This window comes from Candidatus Symbiopectobacterium sp., from assembly GCF_020054415.1.
Lineage (GTDB): Bacteria > Pseudomonadota > Gammaproteobacteria > Enterobacterales > Enterobacteriaceae > Symbiopectobacterium.
The window spans coordinates 1-2,265 of sequence record NZ_JAHWCO010000579.1; the positions used below are offsets into that span (position 1 = coordinate 1).

The 2,265-nt window shown below is 46.7% G+C and carries 6 protein-coding genes; 4 read left to right on the forward strand and 2 right to left on the reverse strand.

Annotated features, from left to right (window positions below; translation table 11 throughout):
* Positions 1–21: 21 nt before the first annotated feature.
* From QZ506_RS16880 to QZ506_RS16890, 3 genes are all read left to right on the forward strand, one after another.
* The gene (locus QZ506_RS16880; RefSeq protein ID WP_291972649.1) at positions 22–249 is read left to right on the forward strand and encodes an IS1 family transposase; all 228 of its coding nucleotides are present in this window, start codon (positions 22–24) and stop codon (positions 247–249) included.
* A 445-nt stretch (positions 250–694) separates the two neighbouring features.
* Positions 695–1,000: a hypothetical protein gene (locus tag QZ506_RS16885; protein WP_291972651.1), complete on the forward strand. Its 306-nt coding sequence runs from the start codon at positions 695–697 to the stop codon at positions 998–1,000.
* A 45-nt stretch (positions 1,001–1,045) separates the two neighbouring features.
* Entirely contained in the window at positions 1,046–1,381 is a 336-nt protein-coding gene (locus QZ506_RS16890; protein WP_291972653.1) for a hypothetical protein, read from the forward strand.
* Positions 1,382–1,524: 143 nt separating this feature from the next.
* Here the strand turns inward: QZ506_RS16890 and QZ506_RS16895 are convergent, their stop codons facing one another.
* Entirely contained in the window at positions 1,525–1,938 is a 414-nt protein-coding gene (locus QZ506_RS16895) for a hypothetical protein (RefSeq protein WP_291972655.1), read from the reverse strand.
* The gene (locus tag QZ506_RS16900; protein ID WP_291972657.1) at positions 1,902–2,054 is read right to left on the reverse strand and encodes a hypothetical protein; all 153 of its coding nucleotides are present in this window, start codon (positions 2,052–2,054) and stop codon (positions 1,902–1,904) included. The genes QZ506_RS16895 and QZ506_RS16900 overlap by 37 nt, the downstream gene beginning before the upstream one ends.
* Before the next feature lie 23 nt (positions 2,055–2,077).
* Between QZ506_RS16900 and QZ506_RS16905 the strand changes: the two genes are divergently transcribed.
* The coding region (locus tag QZ506_RS16905; RefSeq protein ID WP_291972659.1) for a transposase at positions 2,078–2,265 on the forward strand (188 nt) is incomplete at its 3' end.

Consider the following 2,265-nt stretch of genomic DNA (forward strand, 5'->3'; position numbering starts at 1 on the left):
CTCCTGTGAAAAAACACGGTTATGGCAAAAGTGGCCATCAGCGTTACCGTCGTCAGTCATGCAAACACGGATGGTTACAGGGCTTACAACGACGAACTTCCAAAAGTAAAACACATTGTTAGCAAGCTGTATACACAGCGTATTGAGCGTGCACATCTGACACTGCGTAACCGATTGCAACGGCTCAATCGGAAGAGGCTCGGATATTCAAAATCATCCGAAATGCACGATAGGATCATCGGTACTTAAATCGAACGCGAGTACTACGTTTGATGCTACATCAACTCATTGAATACACGACCCTATTTTGTAAAGAAAAGCGATTGCTTGCGAGGTGACTTTTTTCGTGCGACCTAATGTGGCGACTACCGGAGGAGGAATACTGAAGTGCGCGGCAGAGATAAATAATAAAAAGCAAAATCTACTAACGGCGTTTCAGAGAGAAAACGTTCGTTCCTGGGAAATAATGCTTTTATAATTATCACGTTGCCTGAAGTTATCAGGTGAAGTGTATTCTTATCAATGGAGTGAACCACGCCTTTTTTAACGCACGTCCGTGCGTTGTTCCTTTTGCTATTGACCTCTCTGTCATTTCACGCTTTGGCCGATCCGGTTTCTGGATTGACCTGTGGTATTTATAAAGAACCAAGAAGCCAGATTCGTGTGTTAAATTACGAGCTGCTACAACAATCGTTTGCTACCGATACCACGTAACATCATTGACCGTTTAGAAGGAAGTAAACTCAAACAGGCCACGTTGGCGGAATTGGTAGACTCCACCATGGAAGTGTCTGCTGACGGTAAAACCATAACCGATCCGATGTTCAAATTCAATTATGTGCTCAAGGAGGAGCAACCCTGCCTGTCCAACCTGCCGCAGCCGAAAACAGAAGTGGGTAAAACCTGTTGGAACGATCTACGTGCCTGCAAAAAAATGATGTATGAGATTGATACTGCACAGTTAAAGCAACTGTGCGAAGATCACATTGATTCAGCGTGAAGCAGTTGGGAAACGCGTGCCTCTGCGGAAAAGCAGGGTCAGTCGTTGTTCGCAGTCGTGACGGGCATCCCGGCGGCACCGGCGCAGGAATATACCGATACGATGGCAGCGCTATGCAGCAGCGGTGTCTCGGCAAAACTGTGCACCGAAGCGGCCAAAGCGCAGTGGCATAGTGGACAATACCTAGCGGCCCGTGACCTTTTGCAGGTTGCCTGCGCTGCGCCGATTAATGATGGTGCATCGTGCCAGAACGTTGCCAATCTGGCACCATTGACAGAGCAGAACATCGCGTCACCGGCATCTGGTATTCCCGTAGGAGCCTTTGCTCTGCGCGAAACGGGCGATCCTGATATCACTATTGCGGCTTTGTTGAATAAATAGATTTTATGCTGGCAGCCCAGTGAAACGACGGATCCTCGCAACGTAAAATCATGCAGTTAGGCCTCATGAGAAAAGTGTACACCTGAGATGACAAGCATTTTCAACCAAAACTGGCACGGAAAAACAGCATGATTACCTATTATTCAACAAAGCCATTGAATACACGACCCAAAAAACCAAACCAACTCAGCTAATAGCTCAATGACAACCGGAGTCGTTTCGGAAGATAACTTCTGCTCGGTGAGCAGTTGCACTAAAGTTCGGCAATATTGACAGAGAGATTCAGAATCTGGCTCAAAGCCCGGAGGAACGGCAGGGAGCACATCAACGACAAGGCTATCGACAAGATGCGGCGGAATGGTTACATTCATCTTGGATTTCAACAACCTAAGACAGGTGGCAAGTCGCCCACACAGTGCCAGCCTCTGCGCAGTATCATCACATTCAAGCATGGCATCTGAAAAATGCTCACAGTGATCTGCCAGAATGGTAAAATCAATGTCTACATTAAAAGGAATAGTTAATAATGGGTGAGTCTGGTTGAGGGTTGTAGCCATAAGGCTGTCAGCGCCAGTGATATAAGACGGTAATTCACCATTTGAATTGTCCGCTCCACCCAATGGCTTTGTTGAATAAATAGAACTTTTGGGTAATCACCGGAGCAGATCACCACAGTTGTTTCAAAATCAGGTCTCCATGGCAAAACAAAATTTTAAAATCACCAACTGGCCCTCTTATAACGAGGCCCTAAAGCAGCGCGGTTCTCTAACCGTATGGCTAGATGAATCAGCCATTGCTGCATGGACGGAAAAAAACACTACTGAACGGCGTGGACGACCGCTCTACTACTCAGATATGGCCATCACCACAGTCCTGATGATGAA